The organism is Ruminococcus difficilis (genome assembly GCF_016680995.1).
The window spans coordinates 1-26,208 of record NZ_JAEQMG010000047.1 but is presented as its reverse complement, the minus strand read 5'-3'; the positions used below and the strand labels follow the sequence as shown (position 1 = coordinate 26,208).

27 protein-coding genes are annotated in these 26,208 nt (G+C 43.2%); 13 read left to right on the top strand and 14 right to left on the bottom strand.

Going from position 1 to position 26,208, the window contains the following annotated elements; genetic code table 11:
• The first annotated feature begins 132 nt into the window (after positions 1 to 132).
• On the top strand, positions 133 to 771 hold the full coding sequence (locus JKK62_RS17950; RefSeq protein ID WP_201427104.1) for a primase-like DNA-binding domain-containing protein: 639 nt from the start codon (positions 133 to 135) through the stop codon (positions 769 to 771).
• A 279-nt stretch (positions 772 to 1,050) separates the two neighbouring features.
• Positions 1,051 to 1,575: a hypothetical protein gene (locus JKK62_RS04755; RefSeq protein ID WP_201427103.1), complete on the top strand. Its 525-nt coding sequence runs from the start codon at positions 1,051 to 1,053 to the stop codon at positions 1,573 to 1,575.
• A 24-nt stretch (positions 1,576 to 1,599) separates the two neighbouring features.
• Here the strand turns inward: JKK62_RS04755 and JKK62_RS04750 are convergent, their stop codons facing one another.
• On the bottom strand, positions 1,600 to 1,833 hold the full coding sequence (locus JKK62_RS04750) for a hypothetical protein (RefSeq protein WP_201427102.1): 234 nt from the start codon (positions 1,831 to 1,833) through the stop codon (positions 1,600 to 1,602).
• Positions 1,834 to 2,083: 250 nt separating this feature from the next.
• Between JKK62_RS04750 and JKK62_RS04745 the strand changes: the two genes are divergently transcribed.
• Together JKK62_RS04745 and JKK62_RS04740 are read left to right on the top strand one after the other, a co-directional pair.
• Positions 2,084 to 5,458, top strand: a complete 3,375-nt coding sequence (locus JKK62_RS04745; protein ID WP_201427101.1) for a phage tail tape measure protein — start codon at positions 2,084 to 2,086, stop codon at positions 5,456 to 5,458.
• Between the two features lie 36 nt (positions 5,459 to 5,494).
• Positions 5,495 to 6,100, top strand: coding sequence for a hypothetical protein (locus JKK62_RS04740; RefSeq protein ID WP_201427100.1), 606 nt, complete (start codon positions 5,495 to 5,497; stop codon positions 6,098 to 6,100).
• Positions 6,101 to 6,155: 55 nt separating this feature from the next.
• On the opposite strand, the gene JKK62_RS04735 is transcribed toward JKK62_RS04740, so the two are convergent.
• From JKK62_RS04735 to JKK62_RS04720, 4 genes are all read right to left on the bottom strand, one after another.
• Entirely contained in the window at positions 6,156 to 6,497 is a 342-nt protein-coding gene (locus JKK62_RS04735; protein WP_201427099.1) for a hypothetical protein, read from the bottom strand.
• Positions 6,485 to 6,745 (bottom strand): hypothetical protein, encoded by a 261-nt coding sequence (locus tag JKK62_RS04730; RefSeq protein WP_201427098.1) that lies wholly within the window; start codon positions 6,743 to 6,745, stop codon positions 6,485 to 6,487. Before JKK62_RS04730 ends, JKK62_RS04735 begins: the two co-directional genes overlap by 13 nt.
• Before the next feature lie 106 nt (positions 6,746 to 6,851).
• A complete protein-coding gene (locus JKK62_RS04725; protein WP_207752137.1) occupies positions 6,852 to 7,256 on the bottom strand; it encodes an HIRAN domain-containing protein in 405 nt (134 codons plus the stop codon).
• Between the two features lie 94 nt (positions 7,257 to 7,350).
• Positions 7,351 to 7,749, bottom strand: coding sequence for a hypothetical protein (locus JKK62_RS04720; protein ID WP_201427097.1), 399 nt, complete (start codon positions 7,747 to 7,749; stop codon positions 7,351 to 7,353).
• Between the two features lie 163 nt (positions 7,750 to 7,912).
• Between JKK62_RS04720 and JKK62_RS04715 the strand changes: the two genes are divergently transcribed.
• The 8 genes from JKK62_RS04715 to JKK62_RS04675 all read left to right on the top strand — a co-directional run bounded on the left by JKK62_RS04715 (position 7,913) and on the right by JKK62_RS04675 (position 11,380).
• Positions 7,913 to 8,173: a DUF4160 domain-containing protein gene (locus JKK62_RS04715; protein ID WP_201427096.1), complete on the top strand. Its 261-nt coding sequence runs from the start codon at positions 7,913 to 7,915 to the stop codon at positions 8,171 to 8,173.
• Between the two features lie 10 nt (positions 8,174 to 8,183).
• Positions 8,184 to 8,552, top strand: coding sequence for a DUF2442 domain-containing protein (locus JKK62_RS04710; protein ID WP_201427095.1), 369 nt, complete (start codon positions 8,184 to 8,186; stop codon positions 8,550 to 8,552).
• Positions 8,552 to 9,067, top strand: a complete 516-nt coding sequence (locus tag JKK62_RS04700) for a DUF2442 domain-containing protein (protein ID WP_243411758.1) — start codon at positions 8,552 to 8,554, stop codon at positions 9,065 to 9,067. The genes JKK62_RS04710 and JKK62_RS04700 overlap by 1 nt, the downstream gene beginning before the upstream one ends.
• Positions 9,060 to 9,386: a DUF4258 domain-containing protein gene (locus JKK62_RS04695; protein WP_201427094.1), complete on the top strand. Its 327-nt coding sequence runs from the start codon at positions 9,060 to 9,062 to the stop codon at positions 9,384 to 9,386. The genes JKK62_RS04700 and JKK62_RS04695 overlap by 8 nt, the downstream gene beginning before the upstream one ends.
• On the top strand, positions 9,383 to 9,616 hold the full coding sequence (locus tag JKK62_RS04690; protein WP_201427093.1) for a type II toxin-antitoxin system MqsA family antitoxin: 234 nt from the start codon (positions 9,383 to 9,385) through the stop codon (positions 9,614 to 9,616). The genes JKK62_RS04695 and JKK62_RS04690 overlap by 4 nt, the downstream gene beginning before the upstream one ends.
• 140 nt (positions 9,617 to 9,756) lie before the next feature.
• Positions 9,757 to 9,978 carry a hypothetical protein gene (locus JKK62_RS04685; RefSeq protein WP_201427092.1) on the top strand — a complete coding sequence of 74 codons (222 nt, stop codon included), beginning with the start codon at positions 9,757 to 9,759 and terminating at the stop codon, positions 9,976 to 9,978.
• Between the two features lie 388 nt (positions 9,979 to 10,366).
• Positions 10,367 to 10,777 (top strand): hypothetical protein, encoded by a 411-nt coding sequence (locus JKK62_RS04680; protein WP_201427091.1) that lies wholly within the window; start codon positions 10,367 to 10,369, stop codon positions 10,775 to 10,777.
• A gap of 201 nt (positions 10,778 to 10,978) precedes the next feature.
• Positions 10,979 to 11,380 (top strand): hypothetical protein, encoded by a 402-nt coding sequence (locus JKK62_RS04675; protein WP_201427090.1) that lies wholly within the window; start codon positions 10,979 to 10,981, stop codon positions 11,378 to 11,380.
• 203 nt (positions 11,381 to 11,583) lie between these two features.
• Here the strand turns inward: JKK62_RS04675 and JKK62_RS17350 are convergent, their stop codons facing one another.
• Entirely contained in the window at positions 11,584 to 11,787 is a 204-nt protein-coding gene (locus JKK62_RS17350) for a hypothetical protein (protein ID WP_207752136.1), read from the bottom strand.
• Between the two features lie 169 nt (positions 11,788 to 11,956).
• The gene (locus JKK62_RS04670) at positions 11,957 to 12,922 is read right to left on the bottom strand and encodes an IS5 family transposase (protein ID WP_201427089.1); all 966 of its coding nucleotides are present in this window, start codon (positions 12,920 to 12,922) and stop codon (positions 11,957 to 11,959) included.
• Between the two features lie 254 nt (positions 12,923 to 13,176).
• On the opposite strand from JKK62_RS04670, the gene JKK62_RS04665 reads away from it, so the two are divergent.
• On the top strand, positions 13,177 to 14,262 hold the full coding sequence (locus JKK62_RS04665) for an endonuclease/exonuclease/phosphatase family protein (protein WP_201427088.1): 1,086 nt from the start codon (positions 13,177 to 13,179) through the stop codon (positions 14,260 to 14,262).
• A 422-nt stretch (positions 14,263 to 14,684) separates the two neighbouring features.
• On the opposite strand, the gene JKK62_RS04660 is transcribed toward JKK62_RS04665, so the two are convergent.
• From JKK62_RS04660 to JKK62_RS04630, 7 genes are all read right to left on the bottom strand, one after another.
• Positions 14,685 to 15,911, bottom strand: a complete 1,227-nt coding sequence (locus JKK62_RS04660; RefSeq protein ID WP_201427106.1) for a deoxyguanosinetriphosphate triphosphohydrolase family protein — start codon at positions 15,909 to 15,911, stop codon at positions 14,685 to 14,687.
• A gap of 242 nt (positions 15,912 to 16,153) precedes the next feature.
• A complete protein-coding gene (locus JKK62_RS04655) occupies positions 16,154 to 17,854 on the bottom strand; it encodes an AlwI family type II restriction endonuclease (RefSeq protein ID WP_201427087.1) in 1,701 nt (566 codons plus the stop codon).
• A 14-nt stretch (positions 17,855 to 17,868) separates the two neighbouring features.
• Entirely contained in the window at positions 17,869 to 19,764 is a 1,896-nt protein-coding gene (locus JKK62_RS04650) for a Dam family site-specific DNA-(adenine-N6)-methyltransferase (RefSeq protein WP_366503006.1), read from the bottom strand.
• A 17-nt stretch (positions 19,765 to 19,781) separates the two neighbouring features.
• A complete protein-coding gene (locus tag JKK62_RS04645) occupies positions 19,782 to 19,991 on the bottom strand; it encodes a helix-turn-helix domain-containing protein (protein WP_201427086.1) in 210 nt (69 codons plus the stop codon).
• Between the two features lie 328 nt (positions 19,992 to 20,319).
• Positions 20,320 to 24,039 (bottom strand): hypothetical protein, encoded by a 3,720-nt coding sequence (locus JKK62_RS04640; RefSeq protein ID WP_201427085.1) that lies wholly within the window; start codon positions 24,037 to 24,039, stop codon positions 20,320 to 20,322.
• Positions 24,040 to 24,171: 132 nt separating this feature from the next.
• Complete coding sequence (locus JKK62_RS04635) at positions 24,172 to 25,389, bottom strand: tyrosine-type recombinase/integrase (protein ID WP_201427084.1); 1,218 nt, start codon at positions 25,387 to 25,389, stop codon at positions 24,172 to 24,174.
• A gap of 60 nt (positions 25,390 to 25,449) precedes the next feature.
• On the bottom strand, positions 25,450 to 25,800 hold the full coding sequence (locus JKK62_RS04630; protein WP_201427083.1) for a hypothetical protein: 351 nt from the start codon (positions 25,798 to 25,800) through the stop codon (positions 25,450 to 25,452).
• Positions 25,801 to 26,208: the final 408 nt, after the last annotated feature.

The following is a 26,208-nucleotide window of genomic DNA, read 5'->3' as shown; positions in this document are numbered from 1 at the left end:
TCTGTTCTGCGAACGACGGTTTACCACCCACGGTTAAGCGTAAGCAGTATTATTCGAATCTAATGAACGCCGCATGAATTTGTTCGAGTTAAATGTGTCAAGTAATATTGACAGGTTCAATTCAAGAATCTGGTGACAAACAAAACCACCATTTCTGCGCAAAAGAAGTTTGTCCAGGATAATCAGATCCTGTCCTTCGTGCGGTTCGTATGCTTCGGCAACTTCACCCTGCAGGCGCTCTACGACTTGTCCGAGGGCTTTCAGCGGCGGCAGCTCATCTTGCAGGCAAAGCCCAAAGACCCCGAACGTGTGGACGACCCGTTCATCGACCGTGAAATCCTCGAAAACGAAGCCGAGGGCGTGATGATGTGGCTGCTTGAGGGCTTGAACGCTCTGATACAAAACAATTGGCAAATCACCGTCAGCGAGCGCACCAAAGAAAAGAGCGACAGCTTTAAACGCGAAAACGACAGCGTGCTGCTGTTTTTGACGGAGTGCCGAGGAATATGTATAGAAGAAGGCGAACGAGCTCATTCAAGAATGCTTTTCACGGCATACGAACGTTTTTGTGACGAGAACGCACTTACAGCTCTGCGAGAACAAAGCTTCCTAAATGCACTGCGAACCAAAGGAAGGCAATTCCAAATCCACAGACTCGACAACCCCTTTACATTACGAAAACCGGGCGGAAGCAGTGTGCTTGCCCGAGGATTTGAGGGAATCGGCATTCGGGAAAGCTATATCTATGTAAGCCGATGTGGTATGCCGTAAAAGGTGTAAAGCCGGGTGTAAAGTGAATAATCACATATTCAAGCCGTTTTTTTACTATCCTTTACACCTTTACACCTTTTACACCACATTTATATAAATAGCGAAAAATGCTCAAAGTCTCTTTTTTCAATACACTTTTATATAATTATATATGACAAGAGTGGTGTAAAGGATGTAAAGTTTCAGTTTTTCGCATAAACAAGCCGTTTGTGATGTTTACAGGTGTAATCAGCTTTACAGCTGACCTGTAAACAGCGGCAAAAGAAAAGGATGACAGGCTTGACCGACAAAGAATTTTTAGCGATGTTCTTGGGGCGATATCAAAGAGCGCTCGCAAAGATCGCCGCGCTGGAACAGCGAGAACGCGAAATCAAATCCGGAGCGGTCAGCCTGCACGGTGTTGACGTCGCCGCCGACAAGGTAAAGACCGGCAAGAAAACCGACGGGATCATGAAATCGGTCGTTTCTGTCATATCCATCGGCGAGCAAATCGCCGATCTGCGGCAAAAGCTGCCCGCTTTGCGAAAGAATACCGCCCTTGTCATCGGCAAGCTGCCCTTTACTTTTCAGGGCGGGCTTGTGTTGGAGGTACATTTTATCGACGGTTATCCCTTAACAAGCGCCTGTTCTGTTCTCGGCATATCCCGCGCACAGGTTTATTCTCTTTACAACAAATCGCTTGCAATGCTCCTGAATCTGCCGGAAGTCCGCGAGCTGCTTGAGCGATATGCCGACCGCCTGCGCGAGAACAAGCGCCGTCGCATGGAGAAATCACGGGACAGCGGCGAGAATCCGCGCGAATAATGCTGCCGTTGTTTAGTCTGTCCCCTATAAACGCCCCTCTTTTGAGCGGTGCATGATAAAGGGCGCGTCGCCGCCGCGTTCGCCGGAGCCGGTACCCAAGCCGCAGAAAGCGCCGTCCATCGGAAGCGGTGCGCCTTGCTCAAGCGCAACAGACAGCGGCATACGATACCGTGACGCGCCGCAGCCTGTCAGCGCTTTGTGAAACGAAATCACTTCACGATCATGCACAGCGAAACCGCTTTCCGCTGTCTGCTTCACACAAAGCGAAACAACCGTTATGCCGCACGCTTTTCGCGAGGAAAGGAATGCCGTCAGCTTGTCTCCCCGTCCGTCGCGCTGCCCTGCGGGCTTTAGGTACTACCGAACACCGGGTGTATATGCGGGGCGAGGAAGGCGCGGCGTTTTCGCGGATATAATGCAAATTTTTTTCTGCGTTTCGTTACGCGAACACCCCTATATGATAAGCGCGTCCCCTCCTGAGAACGCGCCGAACCAAAGGAAGATGACTATGTCAACAAAGAATCAGGAATTGATATTCAAGCTGAAAGGACAGCTCGACGCGTCCTACAGCAGATCCGTTACCGCCGCTTCACAGAAGATGCAGGAGCTAACAAAGAATGCAAAAGGCACCGCCGACGGCTTTTCTGTTGCTGATCGCGCCGGCACAGACTTCGGCGATCATGCAGCGGCATCCGTTTCCGACCTGGAAGCGGCGCTTGCGTCCGCCGGTATTGTCGCGATCATCGGCGAAACCGCGCAAGCCTTCATGGAATGTGCCGAAGCGGCGGCAGAGTACGAAACAGCGCTCGCCAAGATATCCACCATCGCGGACCCGGCGCAGGCATCTATCGCAGAAATCAAAGAGGATATTTCCGCACTGTCTCAGGAAACAGGGCAATCGGTCGGCGATTTGTCCGAATCCGTCTATCAGGCGATATCCGCAAGCGTAGACACCGCCAACGCTGTGGACTTTGTGCAGCAGGCTAACATGTTAGCTGTCGGCGGTTTTACCGACACTACGACCGCCGTTGACGTTCTGACGACGGCGATCAACGCTTACGGATTGGAAACCAGCCGCGCGGCGGACGTTTCCGACATGCTGATCACCACGCAGAAGCTCGGCAAAACAACCGTCGGCGAGCTCGGCTCCACACTCGGCACTGTTATTCCGACAGCAGCGGCGTACAAGGTCAATTTGGAGAACGTATCGGCAGCAATGGTCGCTATGACAAAGCAGGGTATCAACACCGCGACGTCAAGCACCTATCTGCGCGCTATGATGAAGGAGCTTGCAAAAGACAGCAGCGACGTTTCAAATGTCCTGAAAGAAGAAACCGGTAAATCCTTCTCGGCGCTGATGAGCGAGGGCAAATCACTCGGCGACGTCATGCAGATCCTCGGCGATTCCGTTGACGGCGATACAACAGCATTTGCGAACCTGTTCAAGGAAGGCAGAGCTGCACAAGGCGCATTGACTATCTTCAACGCCGGAGCGGACGAATTCAACGGAACCGTTTCTCAGATGGCAAACAGCGTCGGCGCAACAGCGGACGCATACGGCAAAATGGAAAACACCGCAGAACACGCACAAAAGGTATTTGCCAATTCTGCGGAAAACCTCAAAATCGCCATCGGTGACGAGCTGTCGCCGATGATCACCGATCTTTATGATATGGGCTCCGAGGGAATGAAGCTGATCACGGATTTCGTCAAGGCAAATCCCAAGGTCGTAGGAGCCGTGACAGCTGCCGCTGTCGGCGTCGGCGTATTCGGCGGCGCCCTGGTTGCTTATACCGCCGCGACAAAGGCGGCTGAGATCGCCACAAACATGTTCACTGCTGCCATGGACGCCAATCCGGTTTTCTTAATGGTTTCTGCCGCTGTCGCACTCACCGCCGGTATTGTCGCGCTGGCTGCCGCGATGGACAACGCTTCGGAAAACGGCAAGGCGCTGACAGTCACCTCTCAAAAGCAGAAAGACGAGCTGGACAGGCTTAATCAAAAATATGATGAAGCCGTCGAGAAATACGGCAAAACTTCTGATGAAGCGCTGGAGCTCAAAGAGAAGATCGGCAAGCTTACCGAAGAATTTGAAAACAGTCAACAGACATACGGAGACTTGCTCTCCGAACTGGCTCAGATCTCGGACAGCTTTGCAAAGCTGCTGGAAGAGGACAAGTCCGACGAATTAGAAGAAGAAGCCGCGACAGCCGGCAGGCTCGTTACCAAGCTGTTCTCGCTTGCCGAGCAAACGAACGTCACAACTGCAGCGCAGGAGGAAATGAAGGCGATCATCGCCAAATTGAACTCCGAATATGAGGGGTTAAATCTGACATACGATGACGTCATCAGCAAAACCGCGAACACCAAGGAAGCGCTGCAAGGCTATTTGGAAACGCTCTATAATCGCAAACAATACGAAAACGCCCAAAAGCAATGGACGGACACCTATGCGCTGCTCAAGCAGCAGGAAGAACAATACAACAAATTCGCACGAGAAGCAGCTGCTGCGAGTGACAAATACATGGCTGCGGTCGAAGAAAACGACGGTTTTGCAACCGTTTGGGATTATCAAGAATATCAAGACTTCTGGAACAGACAAATAGAATACACCAACGAAGCCGGCGAAGCAGTCAAGGGTACATTCCGAGACGCTTTTGAAGAATCCAAAAAGAATATCAAAGATATGGAAGCAGCGTGCGACGGTTATCTCGAAACCATGAAGGATATCAGCGACGAAGGAAACAAGGTTGCCGAGAGCAGTAAAACATGGCAAAGCGCCGCTTCGGAAGCGATTCAGAGTGTTCAGAGCCAAATCGACAATCTCGCCGCTGCCTACGATGAAGCCTTTGAAGCGGCGCAAAAGAGCATTCAGAACACCGTCGGACTGACAACCGAGCTATCCAACGAAACCGAGATCACCACCGGCAAACTGACCGAAACGTGGGAGAATCAGATCGAATGGATCAACAAGTACAGCGAGAATCTGCAAAAGGCGCAGCAGTACGGAATCACCGAGGGTCTGATCACTTCCCTCTCTGATGGTTCGCAGGAGTCCGGGCAGTATATCAATCAGATCATCGGCGAACTCGACAACCTCAACGCGCAGGACGCAAAGGCGCTGGTAGATAAGCTCAACAAGGATTTCAACGGTGTACAAGCCGCCGAAGGCTCTTTCGCCAAGACAGTAGCAGGCTACAAAACGCATTTTGAAAAGAGCATGAACGATATGCAGACCACCGCAGAGAAAGCGATCGCGGCGCTTGATCTGAGCGAGGACGCGAAAAAGTCCGCAGCCGCGACCATTCAGGCATACGTCGGCGAAATCAACAAGCAGATTTCAAACGCAAACTTTATCAACGCGACAAGCGCAGTGCAGGCAGCTGTCAAATCATCCTTGACGCCAAAAGGAATATTTGCTTATTCGCAAATGCCCGATATAGAAACGAACGCAAGAGGCACCAAGCACTCTGCGGATGTGTTCCTCGCCGGTGAAGAAGGTCCCGAATTGATTATCAATGCAGAGGGCAGCCAAGTATTCACTGCCGCCGAAACGCAGCGGATCCTCAGCGGCGAAGCGGACGGCACCGCAGAACAGTACGCGTTCGATCTGCCGGAGCTTGTGCGTCAGCTCGCAGAAAGTACAGAAAACCCGGGCACTACGTTCACTGAAAGAGCGAACGCTCTTGACAGCGGCGGCTTCGACAACTACAGCAGCTCATCGGTCAATCATATCAGCTACAGTCCAACCTATCAGATCAACGGCAATTCCAACGAAGCCATCATGGACGGCGTGCGGAGAGCCGACAAGATGTCAAAATCCGAATTTGCCAAAATGATGCGCGAATACGAATCCGACGTCAAACGTTCATCATTCAAATAACAGTGCCTTGCCGCTGTCTGAGAAAGGAAAATGATTATGGAATATCAACTCCCCACCGCCATCCAAAACCGCCTCGCACAGACAGGCGAAACGCCTGAATCCTTCATCAGCCGCGCCGTTGACGTGCTGGTACGCAAGGAAATGTCACAGGGTTTCAATGATCTTCCGCGGCACGCGGTTTTGAATGCGGAACCGCTCGGTCTTGGCTTGCTCCTGCTGACATTTGCCGACGGCGACCGTCGCCTGTTCGACGGAGCCGTCCTGAAAGGATATCCGCTGTACAAGGAGATATCTTCCGATTACGGGCTCACCTGCGCCCGCGTCGAGGGCTGCAGCGTTGTTTTTGAGGACAAAGACGGCATGTTTGACGAACTGCCGCCGGAATTTCTCTATCAGAATAGTGTTTCGCTGCTCGACCTCAAGCACGCAGCGTCGGTCAAACTCGGATTGGCAAATGCAGGAAGATCCGCCGAAAAACCTCTCACCGATGAAGTGCTCCGGCAACGCGTCTCGCTGCCGGATGACTTCGTGAAATCATGCCAAGCGCCGCAGGAGAAACCTGCCCACGCCAAACACAAGCACCGCAAAAAGAGAAATAACCGGGCGCCGATCGTCACTGAGGAATTTGTAAAGATAGATTAAAGAACGGCAAAAAACAGCACCGCACGGCTTCATCGGTCGTGCGGTGCTGACTGTTTCAATATTGTCCTGCTTCGATCAACCCGCGGATTTCAGTTACAAGATTAAGTATATCCCGCAGTGCTCTTTTGTTACGGATATGTTCGAGCTCTTCAAAAACGCTAATCCGCAGCGTTGTCAGCTCCTTCTTCTGAATATCAAGCGGCTTCGTGCTGATCAACTGCTGCACAGTGCAAACGAAATACCGCGCAAACAATACCGCTGTCTCTGCCGTCAGATCGGTCTCCTGTGTATAGCGGCGGTATTCAGTGGGCTCCATGTTCAAATCCTCACAGACGTCCTGCACACTAAGGTGCTGCATTTTTCTAAACGCTTCAATGTTATTGACTACAGCTGACATGATATCACCTCTGTCTCCGTTGAACATCTTTGTGTGCCTTGGCGTGCGGTCTTTACGATTTCCTGCACAAGCGCGTTCAATTTCTTTGCATTATCGACGGCAGCGCTGCCGATAAATGATATGGCGTCCGAGAAATTGTCCAGGCTATCGACGCCATCTGTTCCATAACAGGCGATTACTTGGAACGCGTTCGCAATCTGCTTTGTTTCCAGTGCGATCAATTCAAGATCGGTCAATAATTCACTCATTTTGTTACCTCTTTTCTGTGTTTATTTCATCCAAAATTTTCTACAAGCTGAGTAATATGCTCGTCGGCTCCTTTCCCGATGTTGGCCGCACCGGGCAGAGTTTTTTCTATACCCTCACCTCGATTCTCATTCCATAGCTGAGATAAAGCGCCTGACCGCCGCAGATCGACGACAAGCGGCTGAATATCTGCTTGCCGCTGTCCATCAGCGGCGCGATAAACGCCGCGAACGCTCTCGGAAGATAACCCATAGTATAGGCTCCTTTGCCGCGTACAGCGGCAATAACGGCGACGGCGTTCTTGTCTGCCGCGTTGCTTTTGTCACGGCACAGGCTGATTCTGACGTCCTGTGGACGGTAATGCATGAGATGTTCGATCGCAGTCTGCCGCTTGCCGTAGGTCACGCCTGCCACCTTGACAGTAACGCCGGAGAGCTTCACCAATGTCCAAGCCTTAACTATTGCATAAGCGCGGTTGTAACCCTGCTTTACGAGCTTATTTGCGATTGTCATTACCTTGCTGTGTTTCTGATATCTGCCGGTCATTGTGTTCAGCCTCTTTCCTTTTGCAGCGCCGGGAGAAGCCCCGGCACCCGATAACTCATTTTTATTCACACTCGTATTCCCAGACCGTGTTACCGTCAAGATCGTAAATACCTTTGATGGATTCATAATCGGAAGCAGCGAGTAAGGTTACAATCTGCTTAAAAGTCAATTTGAAATTTTTGCCAAAAATGTCAACCACCTTATAGGTTTGGTTTGCGTTTTCGATCCCGAACATCCGCTTCCAATAATCAATGCGTTCCTCTCTGAGTTTGAGAAGAATATCGCAATATTCTTCGTCGGAGCACAGCCATATAATTGTCGCGATTTCCTCAATCGAAAAAACGAGTTCGTTTGCGCGGAACAGTTTTTCATACTGCTTATTGCTTCCACATTTAAACCAGCCGTTTTTGATACAGAGCGTTCTCAGGTTTTCTGTCGTTGTGACCGTGTACTGTTTCATGTTTAACTCCCCTTTCCTTATCTCTATAACTATTATACTACTTGTACAACTATATTTCAATTGTTAATATAGCCAAACTTGTACAAGTATATTTGTTGATAATTGCTACTTGTACAAGTTGATAAACTATGATATAATATAGATAATGAAGGAGTGTGATATTATGCCGACAATATCAAAGTTCAGAGGAATCAAGATATTTATCAACTGGAATGACCATATGCCGCCGCACTTCCACGCAAGATACGGCAGTCATGAAGTATTGGTGTCCATCAATGACATTGAATTATTAGAGGGAACCATGCCGCCGAAACAGCTGAAAATGCTTCTCGGCTGGGCAGCGTTCCATCAGGAAGAATTAAAAGAAAACTGGGAACTCGCGGCTGATCATCAAGAGCTGTTTGATATTGAGCCGCTGAAATAAGGAGGTTTATATGCCGAACACAGTAGATTTTTACCTCTCAAAAGGCTTTGACCGCCCTATGGCGGAGTATTTTGCTCGCGGCAGGAAACGCCTTGCCGCTGTTGCGCCGCAGCACGACTTTACACTGCTATTGACGTATGAGGACGGCGAACAGCGCGTCTATGACATGAAGCCGCTTCTTGAAAAAGGCGGCGTGTTTGAACCGTTCAGAGAGTACGCAGCGTTTCAGCGCGTCTACCTGGACGATACCTGTTCCGTTGCGTGGGATATTGACCCGGATATTGACAGCAGCGTTGTTTGGAACAACAAGGTCGATATTTGCCCCGACGGGTGCTATGTAGACAGTGTGCCGCTGTCTGAATACAAGGCGGTGAGCTGATGGCTGATTCACAAGGATCCGCGCAGACCCGCGCGAAAAACAAGTATAACGCAAAAGCCTATGACAGTCTGCGTATTGTCGTTAAAAAAGGACGTAAGGAAATCATAAAAGCGCACGCCGAAGCGCGCGGCGAAAGCATTAATGGCTTTGTCAGCCGCGCGATCGACGAAGCTATGGCGCGCGATGCAGCGGACACCAGCTCCGAGCCGGGGCATCCTCCTGTCTGGGCGGTCGCCGCTGTTGAGCCGCACTCTGATTATACGATGACCGTCACCTTTCGCAGCGGCGAAAAGCGGCTGTATGATATGCGCCCTTGGATCGAAAGCGAGAAATACGGCAGAGTATATGCGCCGCTGAAGGATATTGATTTCTTTATGCGCGCATACGTTGACGGTTCGGCAGCGTGGAGCGATGAGATAGATATCGCTCCCGAGGAGCTGTACGATAACGGCGTGCCGATTGATGAAACAACACAAGGCAGCAAAGAGAAAAACGGAGAATCAGAGAATGAATGAATTAAACCTTGATGATTTGCGCAAGCTATGTGAGAGCGGCAATATAAAGTGGACAAAACATGTTATAAAACGCCTGCAAGAACGACAAATCTATCGTGAAGATGTGTATCATGCGATTTTTCACGGCAAAATAATAGAACAGTACCCCGACGCTTTTCCGAATCCGGCGTGTTTGATATCGGGAACAGACACAAACGATACTCCGCTGCACGTCGTTGTCGGTGCTGACGGCGTGATTATAACCGTCATAACCGCGTATACACCGACGCTTGACAAATTTGATACGAACCTTGAAACACGGAAGGAGAACAAACCATGACATGCTATCTTTGCAATGGTAACTATAAACAGTCTACCACCACGCACTTTGTTGACCTAAAAAAATGTATGGTTATCGTGAAGCATGTGCCGTGCTGGGAGTGCGAGCAGTGCGGCGAGATCGTGTATGATGACGCCGTCGCAGAGCGCCTTGACGCGATTATCAAACAAGTAGCCGAAATGATGACCGAGATTGCCGTGGTGGAATACACTGACAGCAAGGCTGCGTGATATTGTCACTGTGGGAAAATCACACGGACAGGATACCACGTCGCATGAACTGTATGAATTGCCCGTATCGGCAAGATGTGTGCGGACGACAGATCCATACAGTTTTGTATTGGAATTATACAGATAAAGGAGAAATAAAAATGGCTTTTCATAAAAACGGAGATTGTGAGAATTGTAATGGAATTGGTTATGTTGTTGACGACTGTGATAAAAAAGCAATGTATGATGAAGCTGACCGAATGACGGAAAACGCCGGATTTATGTCCATGGCGATGGCCGTAAGGCAGTTATACAAAACACAGAAATACAAGTTTCATGTTTGCCCTGAATGTCACGGTACAGGAAAACCCAAAGCAAATTAATGTCAATGACAAAAATCTTTGTTGCCGGTTTCGGCAAAACAATAACGCCGGATAAAATAAAACCTTTTTCTAAGAACCTTTTCGATGAGCTCAACCCTGTTGAAAAAAAAAAGAATCATTGACGCCATACACAAGTATGCCCTGCACAAGCCGAGAATTTGCTTGTGTAGGGCATACTCATTGTGAACAGTAAAAATACCTTATTTTGCAAAACAGCGGCTAACAAAACGATTTGCGGCAAAACAGAAAATGTGATTTTCGCATTTCTTCCCCGTTGTGTTCGCTTCTACGTTTTTTCAATTTCTGAGCTTTTGGCGATTTGCTTTCCCAGCGGATTTTGGTGCCAAAATGGTACCTAAAATCTGTGCTCGCAACCCCCTAAAACAACGTGGATTTTTACGGATACAAACCGGCCGCACGGGCGACAGAATGTTTCAAAAAAATAAATCAAAAATTCCAAAATACAGGATTTTGCGCTTCCGGTTTTGATTTGCGAAAATCGTGGCTTTTCAAAAATCACGTTTTAATTTTGCCGATCACAAAATCACAAAAACCGTTTTTTTTGCTGAGTGATAACGATTACTTTCTACGGCTGATTTTTCAAAATCAGGATTTTGGGTATTACCCCAAAACGAGCGAATTTTGTTCCAAGTATGAACACAAATTCTATGCTCGCAACCCTGAAATCACAAGTGATTTCGACGGGCGAATGCCGACAGAGAAAAACGCTCCCGAAAAGCAATATCACAAAATCGATTTTGCGGATTATCAGAATTTCGGATCCTATTCCTGCAATTAGAAAAATCCGCATTTTCAAAAAACACATGATGAAATGTTACACTGCGAAATCGTTCTATTCTTCATTTTCGCATATAAACAAAAAGCGCCGTCATTTGCCGAAATTCGGCGCATGTGCGCTTTTGATCACATAAAATGATACGATTATTCCCGCAGTTTTCTCAGATCGGACAGAACATATTTAGACAAACGCGCCCTTGCAATGTTCGAAACAGCTTTCCCCGGCACGCAAACCTTTTTGCCGCTGTTTACCAACGCCGCCGCGCAACCTCTCCCCCGGTTTCATCAGCACTCAGCCATTTATAACAAAGCCGGCAGAGCGCGGATCCAAAGCACATTCTCCGGTGTTTGCTTGGTGTTTATTTGGTGTTTATTACTATTCGGAAATACTCTCAGCCATTCCGACATACGCCCCGAAAACGGCTTAAACACTGATATTATTGCAAATCATTTACAGCGGCAAACACCTGTAAAACCTTTCGGTCGTCACTCCAAAACCGCGTGCCGAGGGTTCAAGTCCTTCTGCCCCTGCCAAACTCAAAAGTCCGAAAAATGGCTTGAACAAGCCATTCTTCGGACTTTTCCTTTTGATATTCCCACTTAAAAATCGCACGGCGCGCGGTCTAAAAATGCCTTTTTGACGCTTTAAATGAGCAGCAAAAGTGCATCCGGCGGTAACAAATCCTACGTTTCCGTCGGGTATAGCATCAAAATAGCAGCAGTATTTCGTGCGGAAACCGGTGACAGGAAGCAATTTTTTCGGGGAAACATTTCTACACAACACTTTTGGTTATGAAGAATTTGGTTTTATCTTTGATTAGGTATCGCAAATTTTGAATCAATATATTTATACATGGTTTTTATCGCACCCGCTTGGTTTGATTTTTTGCTAAAAAGCAAGTGTTTTAACCCTCTCTTTGTTTTTTCAAATTCACTTCTTACTTCTGTTATATAGACATAAACAATTTGCAAAATAGGCTTATTACAGATTATTGTGATCGCTTTAATCATTCAAAAACAGCGCATCAAGATTTGCGAACTAAATAGTTGCCAACATTATTGCATATGTTAGGGCAACACCGCATATATCGAAAGAATATCGGATTCAAAAGAAAAACACCCGACAAATAAGCCGAGTGTGATAGAGATATCCTGTTTTTAGTTCACAAGGCAAACCAAATCAGACCGACAGTGATTTTCTGTCAGCCAGATAAAGATTCGCCAGTGCGAACATGATATAGCTTTTCAGCATCTGTTTTCGCAGTCCTCGGTATCGTGTTTTACGATAACCGAAAAGTCTTTTTACAACTGCAAAAACATGTTCAACTTTGCAGCGAACAGATGATTTTTCATGCTCTCTCTTTTTTGCTGCGTATTGTCCGCTTTTAGAGAGCTTATTGATAGATGATTGCTTTCTGTTGATAATATATTTGATTTTCTTGCCTTGCTTGTTCTTCCTGATTGCTTCGGGGCGTTTATCTGCACCAATGTAGCCACTGTCACCATTCAAAGTTTCTTCTTCACCGTGCATCAATTCACTTGTTGCTGTGACATCATGTTCGTTTGCTGATGTCGTTTTTACATGATGAACCAGCCCGCTGTCACGGTCAACTCCTATGTGCATTTTGTAGCCAAAGTGCCATGTATTGCCCTTTTTAGCAGAGTGTGCTTCCGGATCCCTTTTCTTTTCCTTGTTCTTGGTGGATGAGGGTGCTTCAATAAATGTCGAATCAACAATGGTACCTTTTTTAAGAATCAGACCGCGTTGCAACAGCAGATCAACTACTGTTTCAAAGATCGTTTGCTGTAATCCGTATTTGTTCAACAGATTTCTGAAACGTCCGATTGTATCTCCGTCGGGTACTTCATCAGGAGAATTGATACAGCAAAACTCAGTAAACGCACGACTATCAAGAATCTCATATATTACTTTCATATCTGCAAGATCGTATAGATTCTGTAGCATATATATTCTCAGCATCAATTCAAGTGGGTATGGTTTATTGCCGCGCTCTCCTTTGTAATAGTACGGCTCTATTTCTTTTACGAATGTTTCCCACGGAATAACGCTATCCATTTTATTCAGAAATTCTTTTTTGTTGGTTCTGGCTGCACCAAACTCATCATTCATTTCTGCCAGTGTCATCTGTCTGTTCATGTTTTTATTATATCATATTTTATATTTCTAAATGTTTCATAAATAAAATAATGACAATTCCTGCTCAATATGGTATAATCCTCTATACTGCAATGCAGGGAGAATAACTGTAAAGTATTCTGTTACCGGGCAAAGCAGAAATGAACTGTACCTATGACTCATGAGCCGAAAGAGCTGAGTATATCCTGAATCCATCAGTTCATTTCCGGTCGCAGGATCCCATCAGGAAAGGAAGCATTATTATGGAAACAAAAAAAAGAAAACTATGGCTTAAGATACCGCTTATTATCCTGGCATCCCTTTTGGCTGTCATACTCATATATGTTGCCTATGTGGTGCTGAGCTATCAGCGTATCGAGGATGATCAGCAGCTCACTATAGAAGGAACTGCTAAAGGGGATAAGCTCCGCTTGGGAACAGACTATACCGCTGTCACCTATAATATCGGCTTTGGCGCTTATACACCTGATTTCACGTTTTTTATGGATGGCGGCACGCAGTCCTGGGCAAACTCCAGAGAAAGTGTTATCAACTGCATAGACAAGGATATTGAATTGCTGAAGGAACAAAATGCGGATCTCGTGCTGATGCAGGAGGTGGACTTCAACTCCACCAGAAGCTATCATGTAGATGAATTGGCGCAGATACGTTCGGCATTTGAGAATACCTCTTCTTCCTTTGCAGTGAACTATCATTCAGCCTTTCTTTTCTATCCCCTTTATCAGCCCCACGGCGCTTCCAATGCCGGACTGCTTACACTCAGCAATACACAGATGACCTCAGCCGTAAGACGCAGCCTGCCTATATCCGGATCCCTTTCCAGATTCATAGACCTTGACCGCTGTTATTCTGTGAACCGTCTGCCTGCTGAAACCGGAAGGGAGCTTATAATATTTAATGTGCATACCTCTGCCTACGGAACAGACGGAGATCTGCAGAAGCAGCAGCTGACAAAGCTGTTTGATGACATGAATAAAGAATATGAAAAGGGCAATTATGTAATCTGCGGCGGCGATTTCAATCATGATTTTGTCGGCAATTCAAAAGAGCTTTTCAACAGCGAGGTGCCTGAGCAATATACCTGGGCGGCAGCTTTTCCTGACGAGCTGATACCGGAGCATTTTCTCAAGCTGACCGATTATAAAAGCGGGATTACCGTCCCCTCCTGCCGCAACAGCGATAAGCCCTATAATGAGGATTGCTTTGTACTCACCGTTGACGGCTTTATCATTTCGGACAATATCGAAGCGACCTATATGGATGTGATCGACACGCAGTTTGCCTACAGCGACCACAATCCCGTAAAGCTGACATTCCGCCTGAAATGATTAGAACCGCTGTAAACGGTTTCGGCGTTGTTGTTATTCTTCATAAAAGCTATAACCAATCACCGATGTCCCCCGCATCTTAGGCGGCGGGTGCCATTCGGGCTTTCAGTGGGGGTTATAATCCCCCACTGAAACCCCGAGGAGCTAAAGCTCCTGCGGTGAGGTTGCCTTGTCGCAGCCGAAGCTAAGGCAACACCGCGCAAAGCTCGCCTTACGGCTCAGCGCCACATCTGCTTGATCTTTTTCCGTCAGCTTGCACCATGATCCCTTGAAATACGTCAGTATTCCTGCGGTATTCTGATACGATCTGACAAAAGAATCTACTGCGCAGCTGTGGCACTATCTCTGTGCGGTATTGCCTTAGGTTGACTTTAAGGCTTAAGATTGCAATTTTTTCAATTTTATCAAGACTATTTTGGCAACTAATATTTGAGCAGTTCGTTATATACCTCTATAGCATATCGATCAGTCATTCCAGAAATAAAGTCAATTATAGCTTGAAGATATAGTTCTATTGTATCAAGATTACCATATATTTTTTCGTTTTTATATCTTTTATATGCTCCGGGATGTTCGCCCAATAGATCTATAGAAACGTATTTATCCAGATAATCCACAAAATCAATAATTAGCTTTGGATAGTATTTCTTAAGTTTTAATAATGAAGTAATGGTGTTTTTCGCATCATAAGCTTCAATCAAAATCTGATAAATTGAGCGAATTAATGATTTCACATAATTCCGGTATACATCAAATTTTTTGTTGAGATATATTTTTTCATAGTTATATGCTTTTATCTCATTAAGTAAATCATTGTACTTATCACCTAGCCGAATACCACTTTCGGGAGAACTGTTCTTGCAAATACTGATAATAAAATTATGCATTATAACTGTGGTGTTAATGGCTTTTTGATCATATTTTTTTGATATTCTCCCAAGTTCAAACAGATCTTGTCTTGTTAAAAAGTGTAATCTAACAGCATCTTCAATATCTCTACCAAGGTATGCGATTTTATCAGAAATTTTCACAACACACCCTTCCCATGTAAAGGGTTGATATTCTCCAGAAGTGCAAAATGTGTTTAAGTCAATAGCCGATTCTCTTGGCTTAATTCCATTTTCATCTACTTCACCGCAATGGGATATTATTCCATCACGTACTGCATAAGTTAGATCAAGATTGCAAAAATTTCTTTTATCGTTTTCCAATAATTCTAACTTATCTACTACTCTCAAACCATTTCGTTCATGCCAAAATTTGTCCAAGCCATTTTCTTTTCTGATTTCTGTTAATTCTACTTCGCCTTCATGTCCAAAGGGGGCATGTCCGAGATCGTGTCCTGTTGCAATAGCTTTTGTAAGATCTACGTTTAGCCCAAGATATTTCGCAATTGTACAGCTGACTGATTCTACATGCTGTACATGTTCCATTCGAGTACAAATATGATCGTTATCTATATTAAAAAACACCTGAGTTTTATGCTTCAATCGTCTGTACGCAAGGCTATGTAGGATTCGTGTATAATCACGTTCATATGGGGAACGGATATCATTTTCACGCTTATAAAGCGGTTTCTCTCGCGCAATATGAATATCCCAATTGTTATTACTTGACATAGATGATACATTTTTAAATCTTATTTCCATAGTTCTTCTCCGTGAAATAAATTAATGATTTTTCCAATTTACATAATTTTACATAATATATTATATAAATCGTATCTATTCAGTACCCCATTGAAATACGCATGATTTCTTACATAGATCAGCAATAATTCAACAATCAACACTAAAAGCGGGCAATATATTATTCGCTGAATTATGTGATAGTATAGGTTTTTGTGAATTTGACGGGGGTTCTGAATAGTTACAATAAATCAACTTATAAATCAACGCTTTAACATTTGCGTATCTAAGATAACACTATCGATGTATTCTTTCCACTCAGGAGCTTCCATGTTATCTCGGGGAATTTCACATACATCAATCAAGTCTCTTAAATTTTTCGGGTGTGCCTTTTGGGATTCAAACATTGCAACAAAGAATTTCTGGAACTGTTCCAGTGTCAGCGGCACGATGTTAAGCCTCTGTTTCACATCGCCCTTTGCATACCATACACCGTGTCTGAAAGTTTCAGCTGTATTTGTATCGATGCGAATTGCGATGAACATACCGTATACAGGCTTATCGTATTTCAAAACCGCATCAGAAACGTGACGTCTGACAGGCTCGCCTTCCATTGCTTCTTGACGAGAGGACGTAGACATTGTCACTTCTGTTAGAATGGTGAAATCGCTGTATTCACAATACAGATCACCTTTTCCACCACCGGCAGCTGATACGGGTAGGAAGTCGGAATCAAGCTTGAAGCCGCGTACTTCATAAGGTTTATTCACCATATGATCAATCGCTAATGCTGCACGCCAGAGTGTCCATTCAAGATAAGCAGGTGTTTCATCTTTTGGGACTTCAATGACATTATCTTCATCATAGACGTGTTTTCCGCCGCCTTTGATCAACAAAGTCATATAATCTCTGATTTCTTCCCATTGGTTGCACTGATCACTCGCATAACGGATTTCATCGGTCTGAGCAAGGATGTTTTCAAGTCGCTGTCTGGCAATATTGATTTCTGTAGCTGTGTTCAAGGGTAAATCAGAAATATCAAACATAATATGCCGATCTTTCATTTGCTTAATCAGATCGTCAAGCAATGACTTTGCAACATCTTGATTATCGGTAGGCAAAGAGGCCCCTGTACAGAGTATTTTATATTGTTCCATTAGTGGCACATCACTTGCCGTTTTCTTTGCAAGCTTTTCTGCCAAGACGTGTTTTGCTGGAACGATAATTAATCCTCTGCCTTTACGTTGAAAAACACCTGAAACACGGAGATATCGCATATTCATATCTCCGTAATCTAAGAAATTCTCCGGCATTTTATCATAATGCTCGGCTCTTTTGGCAATCTCTTTTTTATCAAAGACACGTTTTGACGGAGCAACTGCTCTACGTTGTCTTAGGTCAAGTATATTGTCAACTACATCATTCAAATTATAACTGGGATTAGTGGTATGTCCCCAAAGAGCAAATTCAATCCTGCTTAATTCAGATGACCCTGTTCGCTTTTCAAGCTCCAACATAATTGCTAACAGCCATCTCAAAGGTGAAAAATGAAGTTGTTTATCAGGCATATCATTTTGTTCTACGCTCATTGAGCGAAGAAAGCACTCCTGCATTGCGGGATATGTATCCGCTTTCAAGAATACTTTACCGAAAGGTGTAATATCATCCATTACTCCGAGATCTTCTTGCAGCCCGTCCTTTTTCTTGACTTGAGGATAGATAAATCCGTTTCTCGCAAACATCAGTCGCCATTTACGAGCATGGCTGCCTGAGATATCCTTACCTGCTTCGTTTTGTATGATGCCTTTTTCGTTCAGCAATTTCATAAAACCAAGTTCATTTTCACGACCGTGCAGACGCCCCACAAATGAAGATTTTGCAAAAACCGAGAATCCTTCTTGAATTCTATTCGGATTTCGCAGACCTGTATTACCCACGTGCCATATTGTTATTTGCTCACTCATACCGTGTTCTCCAATTAATACCCTACAAAAAGGTATTCTTTAACCGTGTTCCTATGTGTTTTTGCATCATTCTGATTGCCAAACGAATATTTGTAGTCGATTGGGATGACCTCTACGTGTTTTTTATACTTCGCCATTATCGCAACCATTTCATCTTGTGTGGGCAAACTATTTGAGGAATAAGATACAATTAAAACGCTTTTTGCATATTTCTTAAACAAATGATCAAATGCATTTGCTGCTCCTGTTCTGGTAGAGAATGGAGTTGGATAAGACTTGAATTTTTTGGTCTGTGTATGTTGCTGAATCTCTACACCTTTCCAATCACGTGCAAGACCTTCCACGAAATGATATCTGCGAACATATTCATTATCCGATAACTTAGAATAGTATGGAGGGTCAATATAAACCAAATCAGCTTGTTCGACTTTCAAATCCATTGCATCCGATTGAGCAGAGCGATTTTTCTGCCCATTATCAAAAACTGCATTGTTGATAGCTTCAACAGCTTCCAAAAACTGTTGTTCAAGCGTCTTTTGCAAATCCTTACGTCCATCGTTGTATCGCTGTCCTGTGTAGGTAAAGATACCACGAGGACGTTTTTTTGTGCAGGCACGAATTAATGCGGACATCGCAATCGCACGTTTATACTGATCTTTTATCAAGGCTATATTGGTACGCAATGTGTCAATCAAATCATTTTCTTCATCAGTGTAATACAAATCCTTGAAAGTAGACGCAACAAAATGATCGGACTCTTTATGTGCAACCAGCAATTCTCTTGCTTCTTCCAAAGGTAAAGTAACGGTATTATTCTCTACCATTGCTTTAGTAAAAATAGCAGACATTGCCATATAATCATTGCAGACTACCGCTTTACCCTGAGCTTTGAACATATAACCGACAATACCGGAGCCAGAGAACAAATCAACAACCGTATTCACCTTAAAATGTGAAGCGACAGACCAAATCTCTGATAACAGCTTGCGTTTTGAACCCATAAAGCGAGTCGGAGGATAAGCTGAAACTTGCTCCGGGAGAGGTTTAGGAAGAAGCTTAATCAGAGTATGCTCTTTAGGAGGAATTGTTACAATAACGTCCTCTCCTTTACGAGTGCTGCCATTACAGGAAATATGTCGCCTTGTTTGAATCACGTCAATATTGAATTGAGCGTATAGCTCATGCACTAACGGATGATTGGAGTTGGTTAAAATGATATAACAACCACGTTCGTGCAAGTTCATAATCATTTTTGACAATTCAATATGATCTTCCTCATAAAACTGCTCTTTAGTGTATCTCTTAAAATCAGCATATTCAGAGATAGGCAAATACGGAGGGTCAAGAAAAACAAAATCTCCCGGCTGCGCATAGTGTTCCAGAACCAACAAGTAGTCGCCGCACAAGATTTCTGCTTTTTGTAATGCAACGGAAGCTGCTCTCAGTCCTTCTTCATCACAGATTTTGGGATTCTTATACTTGCCAAAAGGAACATTAAACTGTCCCTTCTTATTGACACGATATAACCCGTTAAAGCAAGTTTTGTTTAAGAAGATGGTTCTTGCCGCCGCTTCTGCTTTAGATAGAGCTGTCCACTCCTGGCTACGAACAGCATAAAACATTTCAGAAGTGTTTTCATACTGTTTTAAATATTGAATTACATCTTCGACATGATCAGCAACTTCCCGATAGACATTAATAATTTCAGGGTTACTATCCGCAATAATGGCATTTTCCGGCTGTAACGCAAAGAACATTGCTCCACCGCCAAAAAACGGCTCAATATATCGGCTATAAGAGTTCGGCACTTTAGGCAAAAGTTCTCCTAATAATTGCGTCTTTCCACCTGCCCACTTCAAAATAGGCTTTGCTTGAATTATTTCCATTTCTTTTACTGCTGCTTCTGCCACTATACTACCCCCTTTCGCTAAATAGAATCATGAGTTAATTCCATTATATCGCCGATGTCACATTGTAAGGCTGTGCAAATTTTCACCAACACATCAGTCGTGACATTCTCATTTTTCCCTAACTTAGCCATGGAAGCATGACTAATCCCTGCTGCTGCACATAAGTCTTTCTTCTTCATATCTTTATCAATCAGCATTTTCCATAGCTTTTTATAACTAACTGACAAGAGAATCACTCCAAATAATTATCATTTCAAGAATTGCAGAACTAAAATCAGCGTTCACTGAGTTTAGATTCAGTATAGCATACTTTACTTCAATTATCAATAATTCCTTTACTATTGTTTATATTCTGATACAATATATCTATAAATGAAAAACTATAAATATACACTTCTCATATTTCAATAATACAAGACAGACAATATCGTCTACACATTGATTAATGATAAAATTATTCTAATCGTGCTAAAACAGTATTCTGATCAAGAATGGCTATTTGAGTAATGCCACATTTTGAATGCCGTCCATCTCAAATGGGCGGCATTCGTCTGTTTAACATCCTCTGATATATTCTCTAATCTGCACTTCCTTTATGTGGTCATCCAATTGTTTTTCTTTGTCTTCTAGGTACTGCTTATGATCCAAAAAATCAAGTCCATGTAATTCATTATTGAGTTTTACGATGAATGCCTTATTCTTTTCAATAATCGGAACTTCACTGCCTGACCATGAATAGGTTTCCGAAACCACCGGAAGCTTTTTAAATGCGTCAATATCCTGCGTTTGATTTAAAAATGCTTTTATATAGGTGATTCGCTCACTATCTTCCAATTCAGCGATCGCATTAAACATGCAATACATATAGTTTTCATCCAAAAAATGACTTTCTATGAAAAACATGATCAGCATATTTACTTTTTCTTTGTCTTTATCCTTTAAAAGCGTTTCAAACAACTCCTGCAGTTCATGCAGGTAGTACTTGAATGAAGCGACAATCATTTCAGCAAGTTTTTCAAATATCTCAGTATAAACATCAAACTCATACACTCTTTGTATCTGTCCACTAATGTCTGATACGCGAAAATGCTCTGATTGAGATATCACCGTTGAAAAGAAACGGCAAACGAATTCGGTATCTATTGCTGCCAAGATTTTAAAATAGGTTTCGTTGTTATCAAAATGCTCGTTGTACAGCACTTCGAAAATATAGATTTTTTCAAGCAAGTCCATATTTGAAGAAAACAACTCCAGCACTTTATCAACCGGTGTGATATAACTGTGAAACATATAATGAAAAAAACTGTTTACCAAATTCGGATTGTCTTTTCTTTTTCGGTAGATGATCTTACAACAGTTTATAAAAGCGTCTTCCTTAACTGAATTGAATTTGCAAATGAATAAGATTTGTCTAAAACAGCTTGCATGAATACTATTTTCTGAATCATCCAAAAGCAATGCATAAAAGTTATTCAATACATCTTCAGTAATCTTTTCTTCCGGGTACAGGAAATAGTATGTGAATAACCATTCGTTTTTCTGAGAATAAGTCGGCAAAGAAATGAAAGTCAACAAATCCTTTTCATCTATCATTTGAAATAAATATTGCAAAATCAATTCCGGAGAAAGATTTTGAGGTGTATTCGTTAACAAGTAGTATCGTACAGCGTCTACAAAATAATGATTGCTTTCATAAAGAGTCTCAAAAAAGAGCTCTAACCCCTTTTTTACACGATAAGTATTATCAAAAAATGAATTATTACAGATATCGATAACGCCTTGTATTGCCGCAAAATCACTGTTTGTTGTCAGAGCTTTAATTCTTTGCTTTCGCGTGATTATTTCTTTTTCGTAATCCTTACAAAGAAATGGCGAATCACCAATCAAAGTCTTATAAATATGCAATTGCTCTGAACATAAAAACACATCAACAATTTCGGATGAAATGCATCCATTTAGTTTATGCTTATTCAGGAAAGAAACATATTCATCTACGGTGATGCAATCTTCTAATATCCCTGAATTCAAGCATTCTGAGATGATTTTGAAAATCCCGCTGCAATCAGCTTGAATGATTGGTAAACTATTTTCATCCGAATTTCTTCCGTAAGTTCTCATTATTGAGCGAAATCCATTTTTGAAATAGGGATTGCGCTTTGCTTCGAGCAAGTAATCCCAAACCTGACATCGCCATTCTATAATATTATCCCCGGAATGCAATACTGTATATGAATAAGAAATTGAATAGTTATTGCTTGATACAAGCCGATCAAATCTAAAATCAAGCATCGACTTTGCAACATCCATAAAGAGATATGAAATCGCATAATCATTCCAATCGTTTGAATACTCTCTGATCAGACGAAGAAGTTCCTTCTCAATCAGAAAGTCATTATACTCCGAATACTTGTTAAAAATATAATCTTGTTTTATCACTTCAAGGACTTTCTGATACAAATCAGGTCGTTTTTGATAATACCGTAGTAACAGTTCTATCGCTAAAGAATAATTTTTGCAACGATAAAAACCGGATAAAATAGATATAATATCATCATTGAAGTAGTGTTTTGTTTCAATGATTTTCTCATCAAATTTCTTTGCTTCTTCACTGTCAATTCTTTGTTTCAGCAATTGCAATGTTGCCATTTCGTTGATTGGATAAAATGCTTTAACAAATTCAAAGAAGTGATCACTGTTTATCTCGGATAAATCATCCCATATCGTTCTGATTTCACGTTCAACAAACGCAATCATTTGCTCAGAGTAGAATACATTTGACAAAACATTTACCGCTGAGATCGTTTTTGATTGGTTGATAGGAAAATAAGCATTTATCATTTTTGAAAGGCTAACCAGTTTTTTATCATAAAAAACATATTTAAGAATGTAGTTTGACAAACACTGTTCGGATATTTTGACTGCTTTGTCATTACATATATCAACCAACTCAAAAGAATGTAACCGATATATACATTCCAAGAAATCATCTTTACTTATATTGGATGCTTCAAATACAGGATTAAGATAATCTAACAAATCAATATGAAAAGAATTAATAAATGCCGTAATTCCAAAAGCAACTAAAAGATCTTTATCATCAGATAGCCCCACTCCCTTAATTGCATTCCCATAATAACTCTCATATAAAGTTGATACATCTGTAAGAGAAGATAGGTTGTTTTCATTCTTTGCTGTTTTTCCGGCTATCATAGCAATACGAGCATTACCACTTGATATCTCTGCGATTCTGTCGAGATACAGCTGATTTTTGATTCCAACTGCAACTTTTACTATCTCGACTATTTCGTCATCGCTGAACGGACTGATTATTACAGAGTTAAATGTCGTGAATTCAATGATCTTTTTCCTAACATCCATCAACGCATAATCTCTAACAGTAATGAGAATTTTAACATTGATATCTTTGCTCTTTTGTGTCAGATAATACAGAACATGTGACAAACCGGCAATTTGATTGGCATCATCCACTACCAAGAAATAATGACCCGGACTGCCAATATAATAATTTAAGTCTTCATAAATAGGAAGAGCGTTATCACGAATGCAAAAAACCTTTTCCATGCTGTTTTTCGCGCGTTTTTTTGCATACTCAACAGCCACCCGCGTCTTACCGGCACCCGCCCTGCCAACTAATACGACTACATCTTTTATTTTGAAGATATCATCTATAGCGCTCAGTTCTTTCGCTCGAAACATAAATTCATTATCTAACGGAGCAGCTAAATCCGATAGACTATTCTGCTTGATAAAATCATTAACTTCAAAAATCTGATTATTATCAATTTGAATATTCAAATACTCTTTTGCTAAAGAGCGATTATCTCTGTAGAGATTAAATGCAATCCAATCTATCCCATAAATCGAGATGGCAACACCCTTCTCTCTGCATAGACTTCTAATCTCGTTATCCTGTTTTGGTGATAAATTTGAAGAAGTATGAAAATAGAGAATCTCAACTATTCGACTCACTTCAATTCCTGTTGCTTTTTCATCCAAGCACTTATCAATATCAGATTTTATTTTATTAAAAAGTTGTTTTTCTTGAGTAGTGTATTCAACAAAAATATATTTATTATCATCCACAATACAATATGTATCCGGAGTTCCCTTTGTAGTCTTTTGTGTCCCTGCTTGACTTCCCAGTGAAACAAGGTTATTGTACCCCATTTTTGATAGAATATGGTCACAAAGGTTTTGAAATGATCCTTGATTCATCATCCTAATGCTATTTTTAATTGTAGTGATTATAGCCATACTTCTTCCTCATATTATTCGCTAATAACTATTATTCAATTATATTCTATCACTGATTTCACCGACTTTCAACTGGAACGAAGGAATTCTATGGCTTTATTTTTTCTGAATATAAATACGGTATCATATTACTCATAACTCAAACCCATCCGTAATCCCGTTGAGCATATTCGTATCTCTCTTGACGTAGTAGAGTTCTGTGATTTCTGAGGTGGTGTGGCCGAGGAGGTCGGCTACTTGTTTGGGAGTGAGGGATTTGATGTTGCCGTTTTTGTCCTTAACTCCGTTGATCAATCGGGTTGCAAAGGTATGGCGGAGGCTGTGGAGACCTTTGGTTTCTATGCCGGCGGCGGTGAGGATTCTGTAGAATCTTTTGCGGAAGTTGACGGGTCGGGTGACTTCGCCGTGCTCGTCGGGGATCAGAGGGCTATCCTCGCCGAAGTAGAATTCTTTGCGAAGGTCTTTGATCATTTCGATAGCTGTGTCGTTCAGTGGGATGTCGCGCTTGCTGGTTGCGCTCTTGAGTTTGCCGACGATCACCTCCCGCCCACTCTTTTCTGTGACGCCTTCGCGTTTGGAAACCTCTTTCACACCGCGCTGAACGTGCATGACGCGGTTGTCTAAGTCGATGTCGGTGTTGAGTAAACCGAGGGCTTCGCCGGTTCTCAATCCTGTGTTCAGCATCAATATATATGCTGCCGCCTGCTGATATTTTCTCTTACCGTTGCCGAATACACTGAACGCTTCCGCCTTGAACTTTTCAATTTCTTCCTCTGAAAAGACTGTGATGGTCTCCGTCGGAGGAAGATTTTCTTTGCCCTGGGCTGACATGAAGTTGGCTTTCTTGAGCATTTCCACGTTCGCCATCGGGTTTTTTGTGATGATTTCCTGTTGATAAAGGTACCGAAAATATTCATTGAGGAGCGTGTAAACCTTCTTGACCGTTGTGTAAGCGTAGTCCTCGGTCATCCAATAGTTGAGCAGCTTTTTGATATCTGCGGCTGTGATGTCGCCGACGACCTTTTTGCCGAGTTGAGGATAGATCTGGTTTTTGGCGATGGATTCCGCTCTGTCGTAGGTAGTACGCTCGACTGCCGGGAACTTGAACACCTGCAGCCAATTCTGCAAACTATCCTCCAAAGTTTTCAAAGACTCAACCGAATCGTTTTTATCTTCGTTGAACTCCACGATGTATTTCTTCATTTTCTTGTTGACTTCTGCTTTCGTGGTGCCGGAAAAGCTCTTGCGTTTACGCTCGCCGTGCTCATCTTTGTACCAGACGACGCCGCACCAGCGACCGTCGGTGCGCTTAAATGCGCTGCCGTTTGTGAGTATTTCACGTTGTGACATGGCAGTTCACTCCCTTCTTTAGCTCAACAATATACCACAGGTTTTGGCAAATATCCAGACTTATTCTTTGTTGTACCAGCCCTTTGCGATATCGTCGAGCTTGATTTTACCGCGCGTTCTGCGAACATTATTGATGGCTTCACGCCGCATTTCATCCAGTTCATCATCAGTAAACTCATGCGTCTGCGCGATGTAACGCATCATCATTTCGAGTTGAACCGCGTATCGAAACAGACCTTTTGAGATCGCCTTCGCGTTGTTTTCCGAGACTGCTTCGATGGCTTTTGCAAGCTTTTCGCTCATCACATCGCCGCCTGATTTGATTGCTTCATCGGCGATCAGGTTCTCTGCTGCCTTCTCAAAAAACTCATTCCGTGAATGAAGTCCGTTCTTTTTGATGAATGAATCCACCACCTGCACTGTTTTCTTATCAAGGTATAAACTTACCCTTTGTTTGTTTTCCGAATCCGTTTCAATCCCTCCCTAAATGTTGACGCCAACAAGGTTATCAACCAAAAAACGCCTATTTTTTCGATAGGTATGCGAAATCTGAAAATTATAGCGTTATTTTTTACACCAAACCGAAAACAGGTGTCAACCTAAGAATCTTGCACAGGAAACCTCAAAAACGGCTTGCGGTCGGCGTTGCCGGCCGCTGTGAACCGCAGCGGCGCTCACAAAAGCGTCGCTGCTTTCTCCTGTTTGCCGCCCGATTTTGAGACCTGTTTCCGACTTGTGCAATACTAACAATCGTTTGCTGCTATTTTCTTCTGCCGTAATGGTTAAGCTGTCGCCTGTGAAAGGCATCTACAGCCTGCT

What these genes read in the sequence shown, in the direction of transcription:
- JKK62_RS04745 (WP_201427101.1), top strand. Translation starts at nt 2,084, where the DNA reads ATGTCAACAAAGAATCAGGAATTGATATTCAAGCTGAAAGGACAGCTC.
- JKK62_RS04740 (WP_201427100.1), top strand. Translation starts at nt 5,495, where the DNA reads ATGGAATATCAACTCCCCACCGCCATCCAAAACCGCCTCGCACAGACA.
- JKK62_RS04735 (WP_201427099.1), bottom strand. Translation starts at nt 6,497, where the DNA reads ATGTCAGCTGTAGTCAATAACATTGAAGCGTTTAGAAAAATGCAGCAC.
- JKK62_RS04730 (WP_201427098.1), bottom strand. Translation starts at nt 6,745, where the DNA reads ATGAGTGAATTATTGACCGATCTTGAATTGATCGCACTGGAAACAAAG.
- JKK62_RS04725 (WP_207752137.1), bottom strand. Translation starts at nt 7,256, where the DNA reads ATGACAATCGCAAATAAGCTCGTAAAGCAGGGTTACAACCGCGCTTAT.
- JKK62_RS04720 (WP_201427097.1), bottom strand. Translation starts at nt 7,749, where the DNA reads ATGAAACAGTACACGGTCACAACGACAGAAAACCTGAGAACGCTCTGT.
- JKK62_RS04715 (WP_201427096.1), top strand. Translation starts at nt 7,913, where the DNA reads ATGCCGACAATATCAAAGTTCAGAGGAATCAAGATATTTATCAACTGG.
- JKK62_RS04710 (WP_201427095.1), top strand. Translation starts at nt 8,184, where the DNA reads ATGCCGAACACAGTAGATTTTTACCTCTCAAAAGGCTTTGACCGCCCT.
- JKK62_RS04700 (WP_243411758.1), top strand. Translation starts at nt 8,552, where the DNA reads ATGGCTGATTCACAAGGATCCGCGCAGACCCGCGCGAAAAACAAGTAT.
- JKK62_RS04695 (WP_201427094.1), top strand. Translation starts at nt 9,060, where the DNA reads ATGAATGAATTAAACCTTGATGATTTGCGCAAGCTATGTGAGAGCGGC.
- JKK62_RS04690 (WP_201427093.1), top strand. Translation starts at nt 9,383, where the DNA reads ATGACATGCTATCTTTGCAATGGTAACTATAAACAGTCTACCACCACG.
- JKK62_RS04685 (WP_201427092.1), top strand. Translation starts at nt 9,757, where the DNA reads ATGGCTTTTCATAAAAACGGAGATTGTGAGAATTGTAATGGAATTGGT.
- JKK62_RS04675 (WP_201427090.1), top strand. Translation starts at nt 10,979, where the DNA reads ATGTTCGAAACAGCTTTCCCCGGCACGCAAACCTTTTTGCCGCTGTTT.
- JKK62_RS17350 (WP_207752136.1), bottom strand. Translation starts at nt 11,787, where the DNA reads ATGATTAAAGCGATCACAATAATCTGTAATAAGCCTATTTTGCAAATT.
- JKK62_RS04670 (WP_201427089.1), bottom strand. Translation starts at nt 12,922, where the DNA reads ATGACACTGGCAGAAATGAATGATGAGTTTGGTGCAGCCAGAACCAAC.
- JKK62_RS04665 (WP_201427088.1), top strand. Translation starts at nt 13,177, where the DNA reads ATGGAAACAAAAAAAAGAAAACTATGGCTTAAGATACCGCTTATTATC.
- JKK62_RS04660 (WP_201427106.1), bottom strand. Translation starts at nt 15,911, where the DNA reads ATGGAAATAAGATTTAAAAATGTATCATCTATGTCAAGTAATAACAAT.
- JKK62_RS04655 (WP_201427087.1), bottom strand. Translation starts at nt 17,854, where the DNA reads ATGAGTGAGCAAATAACAATATGGCACGTGGGTAATACAGGTCTGCGA.
- JKK62_RS04640 (WP_201427085.1), bottom strand. Translation starts at nt 24,039, where the DNA reads ATGGCTATAATCACTACAATTAAAAATAGCATTAGGATGATGAATCAA.
- JKK62_RS04635 (WP_201427084.1), bottom strand. Translation starts at nt 25,389, where the DNA reads ATGTCACAACGTGAAATACTCACAAACGGCAGCGCATTTAAGCGCACC.